The 19,614-nt window shown below is 34.3% G+C and carries 23 protein-coding genes and 1 pseudogene; 9 read left to right on the top strand and 15 right to left on the bottom strand.

Annotation, left to right across the window (positions count from 1 at the left end):
• Positions 1–55: 55 nt before the first annotated feature.
• The 3 genes from IGI67_RS16515 (at position 56) to IGI67_RS16505 (ending at position 879) form a co-directional block, all read left to right on the top strand.
• A complete protein-coding gene (locus IGI67_RS16515) occupies positions 56–310 on the top strand; it encodes a helix-turn-helix transcriptional regulator (protein WP_429958423.1) in 255 nt (84 codons plus the stop codon).
• 144 nt (positions 311–454) lie between these two features.
• On the top strand, positions 455–766 hold the full coding sequence (locus IGI67_RS16510) for a WYL domain-containing protein (RefSeq protein WP_429958422.1): 312 nt from the start codon (positions 455–457) through the stop codon (positions 764–766).
• Between the two features lie 11 nt (positions 767–777).
• Positions 778–879 carry a hypothetical protein gene (locus IGI67_RS16505; RefSeq protein ID WP_429958421.1) on the top strand — a complete coding sequence of 34 codons (102 nt, stop codon included), beginning with the start codon at positions 778–780 and terminating at the stop codon, positions 877–879.
• Between the two features lie 339 nt (positions 880–1,218).
• On the opposite strand, the gene IGI67_RS16500 is transcribed toward IGI67_RS16505, so the two are convergent.
• Both IGI67_RS16500 and IGI67_RS16495 read right to left on the bottom strand, forming a co-directional pair.
• On the bottom strand, positions 1,219–1,737 hold the full coding sequence (locus tag IGI67_RS16500; RefSeq protein WP_429958420.1) for a hypothetical protein: 519 nt from the start codon (positions 1,735–1,737) through the stop codon (positions 1,219–1,221).
• Between the two features lie 222 nt (positions 1,738–1,959).
• Positions 1,960–2,265, bottom strand: a complete 306-nt coding sequence (locus tag IGI67_RS16495) for a hypothetical protein (RefSeq protein ID WP_429958419.1) — start codon at positions 2,263–2,265, stop codon at positions 1,960–1,962.
• Positions 2,266–2,704: 439 nt separating this feature from the next.
• On the opposite strand from IGI67_RS16495, the gene IGI67_RS16490 reads away from it, so the two are divergent.
• Complete coding sequence (locus tag IGI67_RS16490) at positions 2,705–2,866, top strand: type I toxin-antitoxin system Fst family toxin (protein ID WP_429958418.1); 162 nt, start codon at positions 2,705–2,707, stop codon at positions 2,864–2,866.
• 799 nt (positions 2,867–3,665) lie between these two features.
• Here the strand turns inward: IGI67_RS16490 and IGI67_RS16485 are convergent.
• The 5 genes and pseudogenes from IGI67_RS16485 to IGI67_RS16465 all read right to left on the bottom strand — a co-directional run bounded on the left by IGI67_RS16485 (position 3,666) and on the right by IGI67_RS16465 (position 7,480).
• Positions 3,666–4,511: a CPBP family intramembrane glutamic endopeptidase gene (locus tag IGI67_RS16485; RefSeq protein WP_429958417.1), complete on the bottom strand. Its 846-nt coding sequence runs from the start codon at positions 4,509–4,511 to the stop codon at positions 3,666–3,668.
• Between the two features lie 30 nt (positions 4,512–4,541).
• On the bottom strand, positions 4,542–4,754 hold the full coding sequence (locus IGI67_RS16480) for a helix-turn-helix domain-containing protein (protein ID WP_429958656.1): 213 nt from the start codon (positions 4,752–4,754) through the stop codon (positions 4,542–4,544).
• A gap of 19 nt (positions 4,755–4,773) precedes the next feature.
• The gene (locus IGI67_RS16475) at positions 4,774–5,292 is read right to left on the bottom strand and encodes a DUF2975 domain-containing protein (protein WP_429958416.1); all 519 of its coding nucleotides are present in this window, start codon (positions 5,290–5,292) and stop codon (positions 4,774–4,776) included.
• A 49-nt stretch (positions 5,293–5,341) separates the two neighbouring features.
• Complete coding sequence (locus tag IGI67_RS16470; RefSeq protein WP_429958415.1) at positions 5,342–5,836, bottom strand: hypothetical protein; 495 nt, start codon at positions 5,834–5,836, stop codon at positions 5,342–5,344.
• Positions 5,837–5,959: 123 nt separating this feature from the next.
• Positions 5,960–7,480: pseudogene (locus IGI67_RS16465) on the bottom strand (IS1182 family transposase).
• Positions 7,481–8,706: 1,226 nt separating this feature from the next.
• Between IGI67_RS16465 and IGI67_RS16460 the strand changes: the two are divergent.
• Both IGI67_RS16460 and IGI67_RS16455 read left to right on the top strand, forming a co-directional pair.
• On the top strand, positions 8,707–9,096 hold the full coding sequence (locus IGI67_RS16460; protein WP_429958414.1) for a DDE-type integrase/transposase/recombinase: 390 nt from the start codon (positions 8,707–8,709) through the stop codon (positions 9,094–9,096).
• Positions 9,097–9,151: 55 nt separating this feature from the next.
• Positions 9,152–9,316: an IS3 family transposase gene (locus IGI67_RS16455; RefSeq protein ID WP_429958413.1), complete on the top strand. Its 165-nt coding sequence runs from the start codon at positions 9,152–9,154 to the stop codon at positions 9,314–9,316.
• 169 nt (positions 9,317–9,485) lie between these two features.
• On the opposite strand, the gene IGI67_RS16450 is transcribed toward IGI67_RS16455, so the two are convergent.
• On the bottom strand, positions 9,486–10,097 hold the full coding sequence (locus IGI67_RS16450; protein ID WP_429958412.1) for a response regulator: 612 nt from the start codon (positions 10,095–10,097) through the stop codon (positions 9,486–9,488).
• Positions 10,098–10,114: 17 nt separating this feature from the next.
• A complete protein-coding gene (locus tag IGI67_RS16445; protein ID WP_429958411.1) occupies positions 10,115–12,070 on the bottom strand; it encodes a sensor histidine kinase in 1,956 nt (651 codons plus the stop codon).
• Positions 12,071–12,414: 344 nt separating this feature from the next.
• Here IGI67_RS16445 and IGI67_RS16440 point away from each other — a divergent pair, with 344 nt between their 5' ends.
• The 3 genes from IGI67_RS16440 to IGI67_RS16430 are packed head-to-tail and all read left to right on the top strand — an operon-like array spanning position 12,415 to position 14,067.
• The gene (locus tag IGI67_RS16440) at positions 12,415–13,158 is read left to right on the top strand and encodes an ATP-binding cassette domain-containing protein (RefSeq protein WP_429958410.1); all 744 of its coding nucleotides are present in this window, start codon (positions 12,415–12,417) and stop codon (positions 13,156–13,158) included.
• Positions 13,155–13,817 (top strand): hypothetical protein, encoded by a 663-nt coding sequence (locus IGI67_RS16435; RefSeq protein ID WP_429958409.1) that lies wholly within the window; start codon positions 13,155–13,157, stop codon positions 13,815–13,817. The genes IGI67_RS16440 and IGI67_RS16435 overlap by 4 nt, the downstream gene beginning before the upstream one ends.
• Positions 13,818–13,836: 19 nt before the next feature.
• Positions 13,837–14,067 (top strand): hypothetical protein, encoded by a 231-nt coding sequence (locus IGI67_RS16430; RefSeq protein ID WP_429958408.1) that lies wholly within the window; start codon positions 13,837–13,839, stop codon positions 14,065–14,067.
• Positions 14,068–14,133: 66 nt separating this feature from the next.
• On the opposite strand, the gene IGI67_RS16425 is transcribed toward IGI67_RS16430, so the two are convergent.
• The 6 genes from IGI67_RS16425 to IGI67_RS16400 all read right to left on the bottom strand — a co-directional run bounded on the left by IGI67_RS16425 (position 14,134) and on the right by IGI67_RS16400 (position 19,613).
• Positions 14,134–14,268 carry a hypothetical protein gene (locus IGI67_RS16425; protein ID WP_429958407.1) on the bottom strand — a complete coding sequence of 45 codons (135 nt, stop codon included), beginning with the start codon at positions 14,266–14,268 and terminating at the stop codon, positions 14,134–14,136.
• A gap of 962 nt (positions 14,269–15,230) precedes the next feature.
• Positions 15,231–15,632, bottom strand: a complete 402-nt coding sequence (locus IGI67_RS16420; RefSeq protein WP_429957984.1) for a hypothetical protein — start codon at positions 15,630–15,632, stop codon at positions 15,231–15,233.
• 2 nt (positions 15,633–15,634) lie between these two features.
• The gene (locus IGI67_RS16415) at positions 15,635–15,952 is read right to left on the bottom strand and encodes a thioredoxin domain-containing protein (protein WP_429957983.1); all 318 of its coding nucleotides are present in this window, start codon (positions 15,950–15,952) and stop codon (positions 15,635–15,637) included.
• A complete protein-coding gene (locus IGI67_RS16410) occupies positions 15,945–16,562 on the bottom strand; it encodes a hypothetical protein (protein WP_429957982.1) in 618 nt (205 codons plus the stop codon). The genes IGI67_RS16415 and IGI67_RS16410 overlap by 8 nt, the downstream gene beginning before the upstream one ends.
• 13 nt (positions 16,563–16,575) lie before the next feature.
• Complete coding sequence (locus IGI67_RS16405; RefSeq protein WP_429957981.1) at positions 16,576–17,688, bottom strand: phage tail tip lysozyme; 1,113 nt, start codon at positions 17,686–17,688, stop codon at positions 16,576–16,578.
• Positions 17,685–19,613: a CD3337/EF1877 family mobilome membrane protein gene (locus IGI67_RS16400; protein WP_429957980.1), complete on the bottom strand. Its 1,929-nt coding sequence runs from the start codon at positions 19,611–19,613 to the stop codon at positions 17,685–17,687. The genes IGI67_RS16405 and IGI67_RS16400 overlap by 4 nt, the downstream gene beginning before the upstream one ends.
• Position 19,614 lies beyond the last annotated feature (1 nt).

The following is a 19,614-nucleotide window of genomic DNA, read 5'->3' as shown; positions in this document are numbered from 1 at the left end:
ACAGAAATTATGACACCATTTGTCATAGTTTTCTATAAAATTAGGAGAGTATACTATGAATAATGGACGACTATTTGGAATTATTTATCATCTTCTAAACACAAAACCAGCAACTTCGAAAGAATTATCGGAAATGTTTGAGGTATCTACTCGAACTATTTTTAGAGATATAGATAAACTGAGTTCTTTAGGAATACCAATTTGTGCAGAGTCTGGTAGAAATGGCGGGATATATTTATTGGACCATTTCATATTGAACAAAATTTTATTTTCAAAAGAAGAACAAGAAAAATTTGTTGTTATCACTTAAAAGCCTAATGAATCTTGAACCTGAAAGAAGTCAACAATCATATTCAAAATTGCAATCAATATTTAAGCTTTCCTATGATAGTTGGTTAAAAGCCGACTTTTCTCCTTGGCATAAAGAATTTGATATGTCGTAGAATTTTGGGATGTGAATTCTTCAAATCAGCAAGTAAAAAGAGTTTGCGACCCTTTAAAACTACTATATAAATCACAAACATGGTATCTACAAGCATTTTGTTTAAAAAGAAATGATTTTAGAATTTTTAAAGTCAATCTTATGATCTCTCTAAAAATGTTAGATGAGACATTTACACCAATTATAGCTCCGGAAATTGTTTCTCCCCATGTAGAGGAAAATATGATTTCTTCATCTTTAGCTTTTTCTGAAGATGTTCTATATCGGTTATTTGATGATTTTAATTTAAAGACAAAACTATTTAGAAAGATGGAACTGCTATAGTAACAACTCAAGTGGCTGATCAAAAATGGTTAATCAGATACTTATTATCTTATGGAAAACACATGAAAATTTTAAGTCCTGATATTATTAGAAAGCAGATAGTCATGAAATAACTCAAAATTCTACTATCTATGATTGACAGTATTACTTGAAAAATAATACTCAACTATTTTCAAACCCTTAGGTAAACTATCTCTAAGAATATATGCAAGGGGGATTTAATAAGGGGATAGAAGTGCTCTTACAAATGTAACATAGTCAATTTGTGTTACATTCGCAACTGAAAATTGTAACTATCCAATAGTAATTAACTAACGAGAAAACAGATATAAATAATAACTGTATTTCATTTTCCTAGAGTGTCAGATCATGATCCAATATCCGGACATTATTTTACAAAAATGGAAGAATAGTTTCGGTACAATTTGCGGGCTTAGCTAGAAAGAGAGTTATTATTGCTGATACTCTATATATTGTCCTTCTTTGCCTACATCTACATCCGGAACTGATAATGATAATGTACCTTTACTGTCATAAAATAAGTAAAGTTTGGCACCTTCCCAATCTGAAAAAGTTTTTCCCGAATTTGATAACTGTCTACCTAAACTTATTTCAGTATTTACGTTTGCATCTCTTTTAGGAGTTGATCCATAGCCTTGAACAAAAATTCTTTCTGTAGTAGAATTTTTTATTTCTGCTCTATAAGTAGAACTATCATTAAAATCGATCGTTGCATCATGATAGCTACGAACTAACTTAACAGAATACCCATTGTCCATTGGAATAATTGAGATAATAATTCCACTATGAAGCGAACCTACATTATTTCCTCTTGGTATAAAAATCAATTCTTGATCACCCGTTATATCTACGCCGTAAGGAAAGTCGCTTTGAGCGTGTTTTTTTAGTTGTTCGTCATTACTTGATTGTTGACTAGATTCCTCTATTACGCTGCTACTTTGTGTGTGCATTGGTTCATTCTTTTGTTCCTTGTTATTGCTTAAAAGGAAAATAAATACTATTTAATGCTATTACAATCGCTACTAGAAAGACTATTGCATAATTTAGCCACCGAGATTTGTTCAGATGTTGTCCAGATTTATTCATATTTCTCTCCCATCTAAGATTATTTTTCGAATATATTCTGTTGGTATACATGATTCTGAAAATCCTATATTCGACCATAGTTTAAATCATTTCGAAAAATTCTGTTGAAATAGGTTTAAAAATTCGCTAGGTGTAAACACCATTACCCGTTTATTCCCGAGACGAATCAATACCATTCCGTACTCGAATGTTTCGTTTCCTGAGGGAAGATCAATGACAGCTCGTCCTTCATCTGTATTTATCTTTGATCGCTCTATCATGAACGGCTTGCAAAACTCCTGAACAGCTTCCCAGTTATCGTCCTTGTAAACAATATAAGGAACCTCAATGTTTAATCTGCATGTACCGCTGGTTTGAGATAGCCATTTGGACTCTTCCTCATTTAATCGCATAAGTGTTTTGCTCTCCTTTCAGCAACTCGATAATTGACTTTAGACTATGAATAAAGATGATAACAATTCTTGGACAAAATCAACACAATAATACCTTAATAGCTCGATTACGGTTTCAAGTATCCTGACCTTCAAATATAACTTTATCACAGCTTCGATTTCATTAGCATTAAGGATTTCATAGTATCCGCCTTTAAATAAGACAACCTCATCGTTAAGGCTTGAAGTAGTGTGAACTGAACAGGATCAAGTTGATTCTCCAGTAGCTTTAAAGCTACTTACTGCTCTTCGTTTATGTAGTCTAACCTCCTGTATAATCGATTAATGCAGATAAATTTATCAAGAGTTAGATCAGTGACTGATATAACTCAGATCGAAACCTATTTTATTAATCATATCAATAATTTAAGTATCGTAGTTAGAAATAATTTAGATATCTATGAGTAAATACTACTCCTTTTTCACCTGTGCTATACCAACGAAGGTAGCTGCCTCAAAAGGTGATGTTTCTGTCATGAAAGATTTCTTCACATTAGTTGTTGTGCCGCTTTTTGTGGCACTAGTGACAACACTAGTTGATCATTGGTTAGATGATCGATAGATACAACAACTGAAAAGCAGCTATCATTCTAACTCACGCGCTAACCGTCGCATCCAACGATAAAAAGTCCTACTCGACTAGGAGTAGGACTTTCGTGTTTCTAGCATTCGAAATCTTCACATTTCGCAAGCTCATTATATCAGGAATCAGTTAATATTTCTAGTTCCTAATATGTTGGATTGCACCAATAAAGAATTGTCAATGGTTACCGAAAGGTTAGAGCTAGAAGTAAAAAAATCATTGGGCTTTAGACCTTCCTTTTCAAACTTCGGACTAAACTCAATCTGTATCGAACCATTGGAATTAGACATTTTATTTTGAGTTTGTTATTGATTCGTAGATTAAAGCTAGTCTTTGTTTGAAAATCATTTAAATCTCCAAGTAAAATACAGCTAGTGACAGTCTCTTTTATGAGGCTCATTGAATTTCTATTTTTTAGTTTAGGCAAGGGAAAACTTTTTAGTATTAGCAACAATGATTCGACTATCTTTACTATTAAAAATAAATTCACAAACATTTTTCATTTAATACTCCTCCATTCATAGTTTAGAATCGTTTACTACATTATTTCCATTCCTAATTAGAAAAAGTTAACTAGAATAGCAAATATGGAAAGCCCCAAATTACTAATCAGAAACCATCTTTGTGTATCTTTTAAATTCTTCCAATCTTTCCAAAATATAGCACATCCTATTAGAGAAGCAATAAGCCATAAGCAAGTTGTAAGTAGATAGTCCATACGATCTTCCTTACTAAATATCTAATTTATATTTTGAATCATCCTCTTTGTTTAAAAACATTAAGCACTAACTTTATTTAATTTTCCGTTATCCTTGCTCATTTGAAACAAGGTTATACACACCAAGGCCATCAAAACTAAAATCAAAATCAAAGAACCATCATCAACACTACCAGCCAAAAAATTAGCCTTAGATGTAAACAGGGTGCTGAATAGCGTCTTTCTTCCAGGTTCACCAATTCCTGCAATAGCGGTATATACAAAATTATGAGAAAAATGAGCACTTACTACAAAGATCAAACTATGTGTACGTCTCATCAATAAACTAAATAGAATACCGAATGCGAATCTTTCTATAAAAGCTAATCCTCCTTCTTCGAATCCACCATGCATAAAAGCAAACATTGTCGAGGAGGATAGTATTCCCACAACTGAGCCAAATTTAGAAAATGCGGTATCAATAAGGCCACGAAATGTACATTCTTCTACAACAGCAACTGCTAAATAAGCAAAGAAGCTAATAACAAATACTTCCAAATTGAATCCATTATACATAATCTCAAGTTGCCCTAAATACCAACAAATCAATGCCCATACGCCATTCGTTACTAATCCAATAATGAATCCCGAGGTGATCTTTGATAGGAGTCCTTTGCCAAATAGAAAATCCATATTTTGAAGTCGATCTTTAGAAAAACTATAGTTACCTATAAAACGAGTAACCACTATGGGTAACGTACATGCTGCTGCACAGTACAGTCCATACCCTAATATTTTATTGTTCGGAAATAAACTTAAGAACAACAAATTCATACCAACAATACTCACGAAAAAATTTACTATACTTATCAGAACTACCCAAAGCACCCGAACTTCGTTATTCTTATCTTTTAGAATTACTTTCATTTTTTAACTCCCCATTTCCCATCACTCTATCTATTCGACTTCATTTTCGACGTATTCCAAAATATCTCCAGGTTGACAATTTAATTCTCTGCAAATCGCATCCAACGTACTGAAACGAATTGCCTTGGCTTTTCCTGTCTTCAAAACAGACAGGTTTGTCGTAGTCAACCCTATTTCTTTAGCCAATTTTTTTGAACTCATTTTATGTCTTGCTAGCTCCACATCTAAATTTACTCGTATCATCACTGTACACGATCCTTTCCTAAATTGTGAACTCATTCTCTTCCGCAATTTCATTCGCTCGTTCCCATACTTTCGCAAAAGCGAAGATGATCAACGCTGTGATAAAATAGCCGATATCGAACATATACAGTTCGCTAGTCACTCCTACATAATTCATTGCTAATGATGGCAATGAAGAAAGGATGGATAGGCTTCCGACTAATAGAGCTACTTGTTTTAACCTCACAACATTTTCACCAACGAATAAATTATCATTCTTTAATTCTTTGAATATTTTGCCTGATAGTCGGAATACTACAATCAAAATGATAAAAACCAATAAAACGGCCAAAATTGTTAACGGAGAACGTAAGGCCTCTAAGTTTTCTAAGGTTCCGATACCATTGGCCTCGATTTGTACATTCTCTGAAATAAAATCTAAATTGACAAAATTCATACCTATTCCGAAAATTGTGACAGCTGCCGTTCCTGCAATCATAATTCCCATGCCAATTGTGAATAACCCTTGCAATAATCCAAATAAGTTTTTACTTTTCATTTCTTTTCCTCCATTTTGAATAGACTTTTTTCGTTTTACTTTTATCTGCTTAAACTAGCTCGTTTGCACGATCCCACACTTTTGCAAAAGAGAGTAGTAATAATGCAACAATTAGATACCCAAGATCAAACATATAGCCACTTCCGATTCCTGAGTGATTCATCAACAATGTTGGTAGCGAAGATAGGATCGAAAGACTACCTGCTAATAATGCAATACACTTCATCTTTTCTACGTTTTCGACAACAAAAATTTCATTCTGTTTCAACTTCTTAAAAATCAAACTCGATAAACGAGAGATACCAATCAAGATTGCTAAAACTAGCAGAACTGATAGGATCATTAGAGGCGAACTTGCTGCCTTTAATGCCTCTAAATTTTCAGCACCCTGAACATCAATCGTTGACTGAGCAGCAATCTTTTCCAAATCCAGCAAATTCATCCCAGCACCAAACCCACATACAGCAACAAACCCTACAGACAAGATTCCAGTACCAATAGTAAACAACCCTTGTAACAACACAAACAAATGTTTATTTTTCATTTTTCTTTCCTCCAAATCCTTTATCTGAACCTAAGTATACACTCTATTTTTCGTAAGTCAACATTTTATTTTCGTTTTTCGATAATTTTTATATTCTAAACATATATTTATTGTTAAAATACGTTAATACCAAAGTGATCTAGGTATAGGAAAGTTTCGAATTAAAAAGAAAAACAGCATACATTGAGGTGTATGCTGCCAGACTGTAGACAAAAGACGTTCCAAACTCGAAATTTGAGTTTGGGACGTCTTTTTATCTGATTTCTTTCGAAATTCAGGACAAAAAAATAAAGGCTCCTTGCCTTTCCATAGCCATGTGGCTAATTTCTTTAAATTCATTGCAGCAAACACCAGCATCGTATGCGTCGCGACTTTTTCCAAGCCTCGATACTTGGTTCAACGCATCCCATGCTTCTCTTTTGCATCCGCAAATATTCGTTCAATCGTTTGTTTTCGTTTTTTATAAATCGATTTATTCCGATCCGTTAGACGAAGATGTTCCGCTTCATCCATTAAGTCTCCCCAAACATGTCTCGTGATGACTCGTTGATGATTTTTCCTTTTGGTACATTGGTTTAGCAGAGGGCAGTGCACACACTCTTTTGGATTGGATTTGTATTCACGATATCCGTCTCGAGTGACTGTTGAAAAAGCGAGCATTTGATCCTGCGGACAAATGTAACAATCATAATACTCGTCATAGAGAAACTCGTTTTTTGATAATAGTCCCTTTTTCCCTTTGGGCCTTGAATAAGGCAAACAAGGTCGAAGGTTCAAATGAGTCAAAAAGTGAACAAACTTAGGTGTCTTATACCCGGCATCAGCGACAACACAATTGATTTCAGGAAAAAGCCTCTTCGATTGTTTGACGAGTTGAAAGGCGACTTGACTGTCATGAATATTTCCAGGAGTTATGATGGTGCTGAGAACAAATCCGTTGTCGTCGCATGAAGTATGGGCAGAATAAGCAAATTGTTTTTCTCGTTCACCTTTGACGTAGTAGCCACTTTCCGGATCGGCCTTACTTATTTTTCTTTCTTTCAGCTTCACTTCCTTTTCTAAGTCCAAAGTAAAAGGGCGTTTTCCGGCCTCTATTCGTTGACGATTGATCTCATCTTCTAATTCATCTTGATAGGTTTTCGCTTCATCATGGGTCATTTCCTTCGTAAACTTATGTTTATTGGCGTTGGCTTTGATGTGAGTAGAATCCAGATACAAATTATCCTCTGTTACGAAACCTGCTTTAACTGCTTGTTCTAAAATATAGGCAAAGATATCCTCAAACAACGTCGTTTCTCTAAATCGGCGGACATAATTCTTTCCAAAAGTTGAGAAATGGGGGATTTTCTCCTCGAAGGAATAGCCTAAAAACCAGCGGTAAGCGACATTGGTATCGACTTCCTTAATGGTTTGGCGCATGGAACGGATGCCGAATAAATACTGGATAAACACCAATTTGATCAGAATGACTGGATCGATACTTGGTCGACCTAAATCGGAGTAAGTGGCTTCGACGATTGGATAAATAAAGTCAAAATCAATCGCGGCATCAATCTTTCGAACGAGGTGATCTTGAGGAACCAGATCATCAATCGTGAGCATCGCAAATTGATTTCTACCGTTCGTATTGTTTTTAGACATCATAACTATCACTCCTTGTATTCGATTTCATAAATCTATTATAAAAGAAAAGACTGTAGACAGCATACATAAAATGGACTTTGTCTACAGTCTGACAGCATACATTGAGGTGTATGCTGCTACTTACTATTTCACGAACGCAACAGAATCCGATTGTGTTGCGTTCGTGAAATATTCTTTTAAGAAGAAAACCCCAAATGTTTCATGAACAATAGAATATCTAACACGAATACTTTTAGAGAAATCCGTAATCATTATCTACTATGAAGAGTGGTAGTACCGCAGTTGCAGAAAATTTTGATCCTTCCAGAACCATATCTAAATAATCACCATACCTTTTAAAGGACGTTCGAACATGTTTCAGACCGTGGCCATGAAATGTCTTATCTAATTTCAACGTTTTTAATGATTCTTCAAATGTTCCTATAATTGGACTTTTTTATTACTATAGCAATTATTTGAGCACGTTGCTGCACCTTTATCTCTATAAAAATATATTTTTCAACTCCGTTACTTTTCAGCTGCCTCTATTACATTATCCAATAGATTTCTGAAAATTGTACTGATATCTAAGATATCCTTGAAAGTCCCCGAATAAGAATCCATAATATTTCTGAGTTTTCTGATCTTCATAACATTCTTGGTGTTAGTATCAAATCTTAGACAGCTTTTCGTAGAGACGTGAATAAATTAAACTTATCTACGAAAGGATGGATTTTTATGGCTCGATATAAAAAAATTTTAAACAGATAATTGTTGAACTGAATAAAACTGGGTGTTCTGTTCGAGGATTGGCGAAAGAATATGGCTTATCTTAAACAACGATTTGCAAATAGAAGAATTTATATTTACCCAATCAGTCCACAGGACTGACTGGAAAAGAAGTGGCTGAGCTGAGAAAATAAAATGCTCGTTTGAAAGAGGAACTTGAAATCTTAAAAAAAGCACAGCTATATTCTCTCGGAAAACCTAATTTCGCTTGTTCAATTTATTAAAAAATGGTGTAAGGATTACACTGTTTCTTTGTTATGCCGGTTATTAGAAATCCCTAGAAGTGTCTATTATTTTTATAAAAACAAACCGTTGACAGCTACAGAAATCAGAAACAATAAATTAAAAAGAAGATTTCAACACTTTTTTATGAATAAGCAACGCTATGGTACCACAAAGATCCATCAAGTTTTATTAAAAGAAGGTGTTTCAGTATCTTTAAACATGTCCAAAAGCTAATGAAACAATTAAATTTAAGGTCGATTGTAGTTAAAAAATATAGACCTCAAAGGTCCAATAAACCGATTATTTCAAAAGAGGATCTCTTAAACCAGAACATTTCTACTAAAACGATCTGTGAGAAATGGGTAACCTACATTATTTGCATTCCTACTAAGAAAAATGGTTGGTGTTACTTATCCTCAATCATGGATTTACACACGAAAAAAATTATTAGCTATACATTTTCAAAACGAATGACTGTGGATTGTGTCATTCAAAAGTTGAATAAAGCAAAAATACATTATCACATTCCAGCAGGAATGATTCTACACACTGACTTGTGCAGCCAATTCACAGCGAGAGAAGTGGAACAATGGCTTGAAACCAATAAAATAAGGCATTCTTAATAGTAGGAATGGAACACATTATGATAATGCTGGAATCAAATCTTTCCATGCCTCATTGAAAAAGGGGGAAGTCTACTCGACTAGCTACTCAAATTTTGAAGAAACGAATCGATCGCTATTTAGCATCGAAGGATTTTATAACCGAAATCGAATCCATAGCTCGATTCACGATCTAACTCCACAGGAGTTTGAAGAGTTAGCAAAAGAAAAAACGGCATAACCGTCTCTACTAAAATAAGTCCAAGAAATTGACTCAAATCCATTCTCTTTAGATACTATTCCTTCACACTAAAGAAAAATTATAGTGTATCTGATTCATATCCATATAATAAATTAAAATTTCTAACACCCTTACCACTACATAATTCTTTTAATTAAGAACAGTTAAGTTACTCTTTTGGAATTACAGTCAAGATGCCCTTTTTCAATGCCGCAACAATTGCACCAATAGATGAGTCTACATCTAGTTTTCTGGTAATAACAAAGACATGCTGGCTAACTGTCCTGATACTTACATTCAAGATATCTGCAACTTCTTTTTGCCGATAGCCTTCAGCAAGAAGCCTTAAAACCTCTATCTCTCTTTTAGTTAAAACATTTTCTTCTTTTTTTTCATCTTTGAAGAGATACTTTCCTTCCATGACTAAGTTTAAAGAATCAGTCAACTTATCAATTGAAATATTTTTATTGAAAAAACCTCTTGCTCCGATTTTTTTAACTTGATTTCTGAACTCTAATAAATCGTATCCCGAAAGGAAGACAATTTTGGAATCTGGATTTTGTTGCATGATTTGTTCTCCGAGTAACAGTCCATTTCTTTTTCCAAGATGTATATCCAAAAGAATAATATCTATACTTGAAAGATCATCTTTTTGGAGAACGTCATTAAAATTTGTTCCGTCGCACACCAAAACTTCAACTTCAAATCTATCGTTTTTTTTTAACACTGCTTTCAAACTGTTCGCAAATAAGTCATGATCATCTACAATTAATAGTTTCATTCTCTCACCTCAAGAAATTAATTTGGAATCATTACTGTGATTATCAACCCATTAGCATTTTCTAGATGGATATGTCCACCTAAAGATTTTACTTTGTCGTTTACACTGAATAACCCATTACTCTTTTTATGTAACGCTCTATACATTTTTTCACTGTCTATACCTACTCCATCATCCATTGCTACAATTTCTATGCCAAGCTTGTCTTGAGTTATACTGACTGTACTCTGATTACCTTTGGAATGTTTAATCGAGTTTACAAGTAGTTCCCTTACAATTCGATATATGGTAACTTTCTTTATCTCATCAACATAAAAATCGTCTTGTACATGTAAATCTATATCGAAATCTTTATTTGACTCTAGTAGTGTATTTTTCAAAATTTGTAAATTCTCTTTTAATGGTAAAACAGTTATATTCACTGGAAACTTTTCAAAAATATGCTCTCTCAATTTTGATGTTAGCATTTCTGAATTACCTTGAATTACTTTTTTTAGGTCGTCTTGATTTTCGATCAAACTTGCATAATTCTTAACCGCCAATACGGGTTGTAAAATTTCATCATGAACAAACTCGGCATAAGTTCTATTTGATTGTTCAATATGCATATTTACCATATTGGATACAAAAGCTCCGTACATGGTTTCAGGAACAATAAAATTCCCAGAATGCTCTGAGAGTATTCTGCTTGTCAATAACTCAACAAGAATATCCATCATTAATACGAAACGTTCACTGTAAATGAAATCAATCTCTCTATCCGTATCAAGTAATAGTGTACCCAATTTGATGTTCCCTTTAACAATTGGAACAGAAACAATATTCTTTCCATCTACTTTACTTATTTCTGGTGTAGAGAGTGAACTAAAATCTTTGTTGATCACAATTCCATCAATGCTTCCGATTTTTATAAAAGATGAACCCTCTTTCCATAGAAACATAAAAGCATCAATATCATAATCTAATGACAAAATTTCTTGTAGATATTTATCAAGAAATCGGACAAAAGAATCAAAATTGATTTGCCTTTCAAGCGATTCTTTACTGTAATTCGATTCGTTGATACCTTTATTAAAATCATCCAACCTTCTTTTTTGTATTAAGGAAAAGGAAAATATATAAAACAAAATGCTTACAAACGCAACCAAACCTGTTAAATATGATTGACCATTTGTAAAACCAAATATAAGTTTGGAAGCTCCTACGGTAACCAAGATGGTTATACCTATTGTGAGTATTTGATAATTGAAATCATATCGGTATTTAAAATTTATACTGTGCTGTTTTATCAAAACATATGCAACACACAACGGAAGAATTATAAACAGATAAAATGAATTTGGAAAAGTCATGTTTTCTTTTACAGGATCTGATTTTATTTTTATAATTGATGAGATTACAAAAGGTATTACTGATAATAGAATACTCACGAAGAGAAGTGAAATATGAAATTTTTTTATCGGTATCTGTGCTTTCATATTGTTGATATATACAATAAAACAAAACACAACGGATGTAAGCATTGTGCTGAAGTAAAGAAAGACATTATCGTAATTACTAAAGATAATCACTAAATTAAACAAACAAATCATCTGTAGTCCAATTATCATCTGGTAGAATTCACCATTATAGTTTGGATAAATGAAGTTTAGGAATAAATAAAAGAGTATTAATGGAAAAACCGCAAAAATTACTAGTGAAACTGTTGCTAATAAAACTGATTTTACAGAATTGGCGAAGAAAAAGAGAGCAAGAATTACCATTAATCCAATGAATACATTAATTATTTTAGTATTATCTGCTTTAAAACAGGTTACCAACGCGATGCCCAGAAAGATTAAACTAAAAATTATATTCTCATAAAAATTTTGATATATCTCTAAGTTGTTGATTATTGCAACAACTCCTGCTATTCCGACGATTGATAGTAAAATTAGCCCCTTAAACACATTTCTTATTCTAGAACTCCACATTATATTCCTCCTTAATCTGCATCAAGTATTTCTTCTCTGATTGTGATAGATAAAAAATGGCACCATCAATATGAGTAGCTACAGACTGTATTTTCTGTTACAACAGAAAATCTTTAGTAATTGAATACGATATTTCCCATATTATAATACCTCGTTCTATTATTAAGATTCTATACGTAAATCACGCAAAATAGCTTATCTGCTTGATTTACGTATAGAAACGTACTGTAATTTATCTTATCATTTGGGCAGCGAATAGGTTAACAACGTAGAAAATATATAAATATATTTTAAGACCATTTAACTCATTCGTACATGACAAATTTAGGAAAGAGGAATTCAAAATGAAAAATCAAAGTCCTGTTCTGGAAATATCCAATTTAAGTAAAAGCGTTGATAAGAATCAAGTGCTCAGCAGTGTTTCTTTATCCATTCGTGAAGGTGAAATCTATGCTCTTTTAGGAAAAAATGGTGCTGGTAAAACAACTCTCATGAAAACAATTTTTAATATTTTGAAAAAGGATACTGGACAAGTGAAATTTTTTGGACAGGAGACATCTATCAATAATGACAATTCTGTTTTTAGGAACGTTGGATCAATAATTGAGACACCGATTTTCTATTGTAATCTCTCAGCTGTAGATAATTTGGAAATCCACTGTGATTACATCGGAAAAGAATTGAAATCAAATATTCCAAATGTTTTAAAAATGGTTGGACTTAACACAGCTGATATTTCAACAAAGAAAGTTAGAGACTTTTCTTTAGGTATGAAGCAAAGATTAGGATTAGCTAGAGCTTTCCTATCAAAACCAAAATTATTAATCCTTGATGAACCGATTAATGGACTTGATCCTATTGGAATAAAAGAAATTCGGGAATTAATACTTGATATTAATCAAAAACATGGTACAAGCATTTTAATTTCTAGCCATATCATTAGTGAAATAGATAAGATTGCTTCAGTGGTTGGGATCATTAATGAAGGATGTATGGTCGAAGAAACTACAATAGAGATAATGAGGGATAAAACAGGTGGTAATATTGAAAATTACTTTTATCAATCAGTTCTTGGAGGTTCCTTATGATTAATTTAATAAATATAGAGTGGAAAAAAAATAAATTTAATAAACAGGTAATATACGTTCTTCTATCGATTTTATCAATTGGCTTACTAACTTTTCTCTTTTCTTCTGATACGATCACTAATGATAGTGCTCCTGTTTTTATTGATCTACTTGTCAAGGCTTTCTTTATTATTTGGGAGGGGGTTTGGATTTCAAAAGTTATTATCGAAGAATACAAATCCAAAAGTATTTTGGTTCTTTTTACTACTTCAGTTAGAATTACTAAAGTTTTAACCGCTAAAATAATTTTAATTTTTTTGTTTTCCGCATCATCAATGGTTTTTTCTCAGTTTTTTTTAAATGGTATTTTCTGGGGTTTAAGTATTAATCTACCCATGATTAGATATGACATTGGTACAACAGATATTCTGGTTTATGTTTTCTCATCAATTATGGTCGCTCTTTTCGGACTACTGCCTTTAACAGTAGGGATGATCAATTATTCAACAGTTGCAACTTTGGTTACCTCGATTATTCTATTACTTGTTTCGAGTAATTCTGGCATGGGATTTGATGCACTTGTTAGTCAGCTGTCATTTACAATACCTTTTGGGATTGTTGGGTTCTTTTCCACTGTTATCACTTTATTTATGCAATCCAGAAGAGATGTAATCATATAGGTAAAATTAGGAGGTAGCTATGACAGATAAAGAACTTAAAGAGATGAATGATTTAGGAATTCCTTTTTTACAAGTTGATAGCCCCCAAAATATTTTTGTAATCAACCTTGCTATTGGCATTCTTCTCATATTGATTGGACTTCTTTTATTAAAAAAATCAAAACTAAAACACAAATCAATAATTGGCTGGTTACTTGTCGCTACAGGACTTACAGCATGTTTTACTAAAATAATAGAATGGATCAATTAGTCGTTTTTTCTTATAACTATTTTCATCTTTTAAGTGTCAAAAAAATTCGCATGCTGAATTATCTGGTTACCAACCTTTTTTGACATGGAGTGCGACAAGTTTGACCCATTCAATCAATCCAACCTGACCACCGATAATTAACGCCACGATCGGAATGAACAATTGGGCCTTGTTGGCTTTGAAGGGTAGCGATTCCACCATCTAACATCGTGTTCACCAATTCTGTCTCGTTTTTGTCCCAGTGCTCTAACTAATTTTTACGTCCTCATAATAATCGACAAGATCTTCGTCAAGCAGCAACTTCCGTACGACTTTTTAAGAAAGAAATTTCTCAATATTTTTGAGCGCTTGGTGAACTCTACTAGCCATTCTTTTTTTATGGTAGACAAGCGCATGATGTCGTTCCAATAAACAGCGCAGTTAGAGCATGTTGAAATTGTAGTAAGTATAAGATACACGATCCTAGCCAATTCGTAAAAGGTGGTACTTATACAAAGCTCCCAGAGAGAATGACAAAAAGCCATGAAAGTCTCTTGGTAATTTAATATAGAACATCATTTAGTATAGTTTTTTTCAACTAAGTCATATACTTTTGTTGTGTTGCAACATAATGTGACAACTTTGCAACTTCATATTTAGCATCTGTTTATGTAGCCAACGTCTCCAAATTTGCTCAGTAGTATTTTTTGAGACTCTTCCTAGTATTTCAATTAATTTTGTTTAAAGTTTATTCCGACGTTCAAGTTCTTAAGTCTTCATACTCAATTTCCTAATTACTTTCTTTACTTCGTCATATCTCGAGATGCATGATTAAAATTAGTAAAGTGCTTAAAATAACTCTCTAAAAAACAAGCAATTGAAACGATGTGACTGTTAATTTTAATTGATATGGAAAATATTTCCACCCTACTATGTCTACTACTTTCATTGCATCAATAATTCACAATACATTTCTGACATATTGAAATAGACGATCTCCTCTGAGTCCAATTTTATGAGGTTACAGTTTTTTTGAAAAATTAGTATTCAATGCCTTAAGTACGTAAAAGGATAGTCAAACTGTGCCTTGTTAATTGATTCCACAATAATGATTCCCATATATGATAAAAAGCTCTATACAACTCTCTCTTTATTCAAAAGAGTTGTATAGAGCTTTTCACTTTTTACTTATCAAATTTTCCAGATCGATAAACCAACTTAAATACTCCCTCTTTTAAATGATCCGTATAGTCAGAATCATAATCGTATATTATCAATTCTTTTTCAGAAGTAAAACAATATTTCCAATTCTGATCATCCTTTTTATTCTCATAAGGAATCCATGCATTAATCAAATAGACATCTTGAGCCTTATCATAGGAAATTTTAAAACTGAAATCATCTTCAGTATATTTATGGTTCTTTTTTATATCATCAAATCCTGTATTAGCAACCTCTGTTTGATAGTCTACAATTTTGTCAATAACCTCTTGTGTTCCTTTATCTGGTTTTGAGCCACAAGCACCTAAACCTATAAAACCTAGCGCTAATATCACTGCTAACACACATTTTTTCAACTTTTCCACCTTCATTTTCCAATATGAGTTTCGTTGTGGATAACTGTGGGTACTTTCGTTAACCGATATTTCTTAATAAATTGACGGTTCTTCTTCTGATTCATATTTACAAAGACAGAATCATTCACTATCTTTTGGTGCAGCCATAATCGTGGATAAACGCTCTGGCATACGGAACAATCCTCTCGATAAAAGACAACGATTTTTCCTTTTAATTCTTCATTTGAAACTGCCCTGCGATCATTCTCGTCCTTCTTCATTAGGCCTGTGGATAGAAAAACTACAGAAAGAATAATAGTGCTTATAACAATGATGAACTTCTTATTCAAGCAATTCACCCTTGAGTGGATTTCCTAAGCTTTGAATGGACTGGAGCTTATTACTTTCCACATTAAAAGACACCTCAAAAAGTTCCGTTGCTTTTCTAAAATCATTGTCGTTGATCTTACTTTGATAGGTAACAACGACAACACCATCCAGCGAATCATTTTGAATCGTGCGATTATAGATATGAAGCGACAGTACCTTTGATGTTGTTTGATTGGCATCACCATAGTAACCCTTCTTTCCAAAATAACGTTCATTCAACTGATCAGATAAATACGAACCAATGAATCGTTGTCGTTCTTTATAATTTGATGGATTAAAGGTAAACAGTCCGTTAAATACCTTTTCAGTAGCTATTTGGTAAGTTTGATACACATCATTCGTTGGATCATTACGTTGGGTCGCTTCTTTTTTTACAAGTTTCCTTCGAATTTTATTAAAGTCCACCTGTTGCTGAACTATTTGTTTTTTCAACTGTCTATTTGCCTTTTTAGTTACTTGTACAACGGTTCTCTGGTTTTCTAGTTGGTTTGCTTGCTTATGGTAAGCAAAACCTAAAGCAAGCAAAAGAACACACAACATCCCACATAGCAGCACCATTTTTATCTTCATTGTACCTTTCCTCCTATTTCTTGATTGGACGGGCCAAACAAATATCGCCACCCTCAATTAGACTCATAAACGACGTGCCGAAGGCATCGATATTCACTCGATCTCCATTGCCACCTTCTTGAATAATCTCCGTCTCTTTACCATGCCACTTTTCCGCTAGTATACCTGTGTGTCCGTTATCACCTGCACCGGCTCCTTGATTGACAATCACTATATCGCCAGCCCTAGCTTCACCTTCAGGAACTGCCTTTAACCATTGCTTTGTATCTCGAGCATCTAGTGTCATAGAGCCAGTAAACCACCCCACATTGCTTGGTGTTTTGTACCCAGCTTTTGTTAAAACCAACCAAACAAAGCTTGAACAATCCGTGAAGCCCTCTTTATCCGGCTTTTCTACAGTCCCAAATTGCGTTCGCTTAGGTTGTGAATAATGAAAGTAGCCCATCAAGCTTTTTGCCGTTTTCACTATGTCGCCACTTTCTCCTGAATCACACTCTAATACTTCACTGTCCCCATCCGATGCATTACCGATTGCTGAAGAACTGCCCGGATCATGTGAGCCAAATCGCGCATACCATTGATCTGCATATTTCAATCGATTTTGAATCGCTGGCACTCCTGCACGTTCAAACTTTGTTTGCCAGTCAAGAGTTGCTTGATGAACATCGGTTTCTTTTAGTACACTAACGGATCCCTTTTCGGAACCTTTCAATTCACTAATCAAGTATTCGATTTGTAGATCCAATGCCGACCATTCTTTACCTTTTTGCTTGGCAAAGTTTATTAATGCTGTCGCACGTCCCGATGTCCATTGTGCCAAACCATGTCCCGACAAAGGATCATCTGAACGCTCGATTGACTTGGGACTCACCTGCGATTCTTGCTGGAAGTTTCCAATCATGCCAGAAAGTCCCTCTACTGTCGCTTCTGGAAATGACTTTTTAACATGGCTATAGACCTGATCCGCATTATCTTCCATCGTTTTACTATCAATTGCTGGAATATTAGGATCATTTCCACACGCACCCGTTGGTGCTGAACCGCCAAATGTGCCAACCAAAGAAAAAAGGAGCCCTAACGATACAATAATCGTTACGACTCCACTCCATTTTAGCCATCGTTTCATTCTTCATCACCGCCAGTCGCTTCTTCAAGTTCTTGAGGTACTTGGTCTGTCGATACAGGATCAAGCTTTGGTTCCGATGAACCGTTCTCGTTTTCACTAGTTAATTGATCATTTCTATTTCCCCTCTGAACAGGCCAATTATTTTCATACTTCCGAGTCAATTCATCTTGATAGGTCATAAAGGATTCGCCTCGTAACTGTGCAAGTTCCGTGTAAAATCGTTGAATATATGCATCATCATTTCTTGGAGAAACGGTGATCTTTTTCTCATTCTTCTCTTCCTCTAAAGCATATCGTATTTCTTCTGTATCCTGTCTCTCATGTGCATAGTCGCGGGTATGAAAATCAGAAGCAACCACTTCTCGTTCCAGAGCATTGAATTGCCCTTCTTGGAAAGCATCCATGTAAGGAGCTGCTTTTCCTTTCATATAATCTACTGGATTTCCGATCAACTGCCCTGTTTCAGTGATGGCGTTTTCCGCAAGGCTATCGTCATAATAGTGATGAAAAGCATCCGAGGCTTTGTCTTTGGCACTCTTAACTAGTCCTCGTTCATTCATATATCCAGCTTTTTTTAACAAGTTTTCTCCAAAATTTGGCGTCTCTGATCCCTCTAGGGCGGAAGTTAGTTGAACATTCTCCCCATAGAGATCATTCGTCGGTGATACCGTTTTAAAGGCAGAATCAAATTCCCCGTCAGGGGAAAATTCAGCTGTTGATAGTGATGGTATTGACGAGTTAAAATTAGGCAAAAAATTCTGCCAAGCCGTTTCTTGAATCCCTCGTTTAAGTCCATTGTCCAGTTCGCCATGCATCAGTAATCGACGAAAAGAGGCAAAGTTTTTCACTACTAATAGCGTTAAAATGACCTTTACGATCAAACTAGCCATAACCTCAATCACACTTGATAACGCAAATGCGGAATCAATCCATCCTAAGATCATAAAGGTAAAACCAAACCCAACGCCTAGAGCGATCTTCACACCAAAAGCACCGAACAACAACTTCATTCCATTGGCTAAAACATGCTCGTTGTCCGGCAACAGGGCTAGCACTAACCAAATCGGCGCAATCAGAACCATGGCTAAAATAAAGATCTGAGTCAAAAAATTCAAAACAGAGATTAGTAAAACGATACCCGCAACGATCAAATAATCAATCCCCGTATTGAGTAAAACTGCATATTTATCCCCTAGCTTCTTTCCAGTTAGATACGCATTCTTCTTTGCTTCTGCATTTACTTTATTCTTTATCTCGTCGTCCCTCTTATCGTTAAACTTCCCCTTACCAGCAGAATAGTCCTTGTACTGACTCGCAGAAATACTCGTCTTACCAAAATTCATTAAGGCAAATGGCTCCATCACAAATTTGTAGTACATCATATTTTCTACCTTCTTAGTTGGCTCTGAAGGCTGCTTTAATCCCAGATCCTTAGCAATCTTTTCTCCACCACTGCTATAATTGGGAGACATTTTTGTCACTAAGGTATTTTGAGCATTACTAGAAATAGTATTGACTTCTTTCAAAATTTGACTGCCTTGTGAGAAGAAGCCAATGGCTAGGATTGCTAAGACCGAAAACGTCAATAAGCGTAAATACATTTTATGCAGCCCAACCTTCATAAAATCTCGAATGCCATAAACAAAAAGGAGTGTCAGAAAGACAACTCCAAAGGTACTAAATACGGTATCCCATACATTTTTTCCAGACGAGAAAGCCGAATCAATATATTTATTTAAAACATCAACAGAATACACCTTATCAATCAAAGTATTTCCTGCTTGAACGATTAATTTTCCAATGCCAAACAATAAGTTTAACAAGCCATTCAATCCACCAACGGCTTTTTCATCAAATCCCGACCAAAAACCTGCCTTTTTAAGTAACGAGAGCAACGAATCTAACTCAAAATAATTATCAAACATT

This window comes from Enterococcus sp. AZ196 (assembly GCF_050498845.1).
Taxonomy (GTDB): domain Bacteria; phylum Bacillota; class Bacilli; order Lactobacillales; family Enterococcaceae; genus Enterococcus_A; species Enterococcus_A murrayae.
Note: the sequence above shows the minus strand (reverse complement) of the source record. Positions and strands in the feature narration are given on the sequence as shown.

Excerpts from the sequence above, each read along its gene's own strand:
- IGI67_RS16495 (WP_429958419.1), bottom strand. The coding sequence starts at position 2,265 with ATGCGATTAAATGAGGAAGAGTCCAAATGGCTATCTCAAACCAGCGGT.
- IGI67_RS16485 (WP_429958417.1), bottom strand. The coding sequence starts at position 4,511 with ATGAAAGTAATTCTAAAAGATAAGAATAACGAAGTTCGGGTGCTTTGG.
- IGI67_RS16470 (WP_429958415.1), bottom strand. The coding sequence starts at position 5,836 with ATGAAAAATAAACATTTGTTTGTGTTGTTACAAGGGTTGTTTACTATT.
- IGI67_RS16480 (WP_429958656.1), bottom strand. The coding sequence starts at position 4,754 with ATGATACGAGTAAATTTAGATGTGGAGCTAGCAAGACATAAAATGAGT.
- IGI67_RS16410 (WP_429957982.1), bottom strand. The coding sequence starts at position 16,562 with ATGAAGATAAAAATGGTGCTGCTATGTGGGATGTTGTGTGTTCTTTTG.
- IGI67_RS16440 (WP_429958410.1), top strand. The coding sequence starts at position 12,415 with ATGAAAAATCAAAGTCCTGTTCTGGAAATATCCAATTTAAGTAAAAGC.
- IGI67_RS16445 (WP_429958411.1), bottom strand. The coding sequence starts at position 12,070 with ATGTGGAGTTCTAGAATAAGAAATGTGTTTAAGGGGCTAATTTTACTA.
- IGI67_RS16435 (WP_429958409.1), top strand. The coding sequence starts at position 13,155 with ATGATTAATTTAATAAATATAGAGTGGAAAAAAAATAAATTTAATAAA.
- IGI67_RS16425 (WP_429958407.1), bottom strand. The coding sequence starts at position 14,268 with ATGGTGGAATCGCTACCCTTCAAAGCCAACAAGGCCCAATTGTTCATT.
- IGI67_RS16490 (WP_429958418.1), top strand. The coding sequence starts at position 2,705 with ATGAGTAAATACTACTCCTTTTTCACCTGTGCTATACCAACGAAGGTA.
- IGI67_RS16405 (WP_429957981.1), bottom strand. The coding sequence starts at position 17,688 with ATGAAACGATGGCTAAAATGGAGTGGAGTCGTAACGATTATTGTATCG.
- IGI67_RS16475 (WP_429958416.1), bottom strand. The coding sequence starts at position 5,292 with ATGAAAAGTAAAAACTTATTTGGATTATTGCAAGGGTTATTCACAATT.
- IGI67_RS16515 (WP_429958423.1), top strand. The coding sequence starts at position 56 with ATGAATAATGGACGACTATTTGGAATTATTTATCATCTTCTAAACACA.
- IGI67_RS16500 (WP_429958420.1), bottom strand. The coding sequence starts at position 1,737 with ATGCACACACAAAGTAGCAGCGTAATAGAGGAATCTAGTCAACAATCA.
- IGI67_RS16400 (WP_429957980.1), bottom strand. The coding sequence starts at position 19,613 with ATGTTTGATAATTATTTTGAGTTAGATTCGTTGCTCTCGTTACTTAAA.
- IGI67_RS16460 (WP_429958414.1), top strand. The coding sequence starts at position 8,707 with ATGAAACAATTAAATTTAAGGTCGATTGTAGTTAAAAAATATAGACCT.
- IGI67_RS16450 (WP_429958412.1), bottom strand. The coding sequence starts at position 10,097 with ATGAAACTATTAATTGTAGATGATCATGACTTATTTGCGAACAGTTTG.
- IGI67_RS16430 (WP_429958408.1), top strand. The coding sequence starts at position 13,837 with ATGACAGATAAAGAACTTAAAGAGATGAATGATTTAGGAATTCCTTTT.